The organism is Chryseobacterium contaminans (assembly GCF_001684955.1).
Classification (GTDB): domain Bacteria; phylum Bacteroidota; class Bacteroidia; order Flavobacteriales; family Weeksellaceae; genus Chryseobacterium; species Chryseobacterium contaminans.
The window spans coordinates 1-2,105 of record NZ_MAYF01000185.1 but is presented as its reverse complement, the minus strand read 5'-3'; the positions used below and the strand labels follow the sequence as shown (position 1 = coordinate 2,105).

Here is a 2,105-nt window from a genome sequence, read left to right as displayed (position 1 = left end):
TCAGCAGAAAAGTAATTGATATGGGTAAAGACTTCTTCATCAGTATTGCAAATTTACGTCTTTTGTGAGTGCTTATTCTTACCAAAAACCTTTTAAAAATGTTCAAAATCAGGACGGACTACATTCTTTTAAATCCCAATTATTTCATGGTTTACCCATGTGTTTTACTATGTATTTAATTGTAAATCAAAGTGTTGTTTGTTGTTTTGTTAAGGCGGATTAAATTGTAATAGCTTATAAGAATGTTGAAAAAAATGACTTTCTCATTTTTCAATATAAAAAAACAGTAATTAGAAATAATTTAAGGGAAGAGAGCTTATTAAAATTAAAGAAGTAAAAGCGGGAATTGTATTTTCTGAATCAGATTATGCTCCGCCACCATCGATAGAAGGTTTTTAACGATTTTACTTATAATGAAAACCAAGAATGCACGGATGAAAACGTATTCCTGCATTTGTATATTTTCCTCAAAATTTACAGAATTATCCCTATTTTAGCCCACCAAAATAGATTGTTTTGTAATTTTCCATGGATAAATCATCAATCAATAATTATTTCCATTCCTTGTTCAGTATTAAAAATGAAGTGGTTGAGAAAATCACAGAAACTTTTAAACCATTTGAGCTGAAGGCGAATAATATCCTGTTGGATCTAAATACGATCAGCACTAAGACCTATTTTCTTGAAAAAGGCTATGTACGTTCCTATCTGTTGAATGAAGACAATGAGGAAATTACCACCAATATTTTTGCTGCTCCTTGCTTTGTGAATGATTTTTTATCCTTTTTCAGACAGCAACCCACCAAAGAAATCTATCAGGCCGTTACAGATTGTACATTTTGGGAGACCGGATTAGAAAATGTACAGTATAATTTTCACAATATTCCTGAATTCCGGGAGTTCAGCAGACTTCTTTTTGTCCTGAATTATCACCATATTCATGACAGACTGATTGAAATGGCAAGCCAGAAAGCTTCAACACGATATGCCAATCTGATGAAGAAAGATCCTGATATTTTTCAATATGTCCCGCTAAAAATCATTGCTTCATACCTGGGAATTAAAGACAGCTCGTTGAGCAGAATCAGAAGGGATATTAATAAATAAAGGGCTGGAAGCAGGAAGATGGAGGCTGGAAGTTATTAGAAATCTGATATTTCCTGGAAGTTTTTTAACACAATATTTGTAAAGGATTTGAGTGGGATGCTTTATTTTTTTACAAGGGCATTTCACCAGAAATGTAGAAAATGTAATTGTTTCTTGGCTGAACGAAGTATCTCTGTTATCATAGATAAAACCCCATTAAAGGGATCTTTATGTTCTCTGCGTTTAAGAAAAACTGAAATCATCAATTTTATCATAATTAATAAAGAGGAATGTAGGTTGTCTTTCAAACTTTTGTAACTCCCAGCTTCCAGGCTTTCTTACTTATTCTATAAATCGTCATTTCTTTTCATTTGTCAAGTGATAAATTGAAATTTGTCATTCATCTTTGTTAAAAATAATTTCATGAATAAAAAACATATTGTCATTGTTGGCTTGGGCGGAGTAGGCGGTTATTTTGGTTTCAAAATCAATCAGGTGAATGAATCTTCCGGAAAATATACAGTTTCCTTTGTAGCAAGAGGAGAAACCTATGATAAAGTAAAAGAAAACGGATTGGTTTTACTTTCACCGGAGCATGCTGATGAGCGTACCCACCCCAATTCAATAGAACAGAATATCAGTGATATTAAAAATCCTGACCTTGTACTAATCTGCGTTAAGGAATATGATCTGGAGAACGTTTGCAGACAGTTGAAAGAGGTTATCACTAAAGAAACAATTCTGCTTCCTATGATGAACGGAGCGGACATCTATGACAGAATCCGAAAAATAATTCCGGGCCATATTATTCTGCCAACCTGTATTTATGTAGCTTCTCATATTAAAGAAAGAGGAACAGTGGAGCATAAAGGAAAAGCAGGAAAGATGATTGTAGGAAGAGATCCTGAACATTTTTCAAGTGATATTGCATGGGTAACGGACCTGCTTCAGGAAAGTAAAATAGATTTTGATTGTAAAGACAATTCTTTAACGGATATCTGGACCAAGTTTATTTTCAT

The 2,105-nt window shown here is 33.3% G+C and carries 2 protein-coding genes; both read left to right on the top strand.

Annotation, left to right across the window (positions count from 1 at the left end; translation table 11 throughout):
- The first annotated feature begins 528 nt into the window (after positions 1-528).
- Positions 529-1,107 (top strand): Crp/Fnr family transcriptional regulator, encoded by a 579-nt coding sequence (locus BBH99_RS11210; protein WP_066695530.1) that lies wholly within the window; start codon positions 529-531, stop codon positions 1,105-1,107.
- A gap of 402 nt (positions 1,108-1,509) precedes the next feature.
- On the top strand, positions 1,510-2,105 hold a 596-nt coding region (locus tag BBH99_RS11205), incomplete at its 3' end, for a ketopantoate reductase family protein (RefSeq protein ID WP_317041492.1).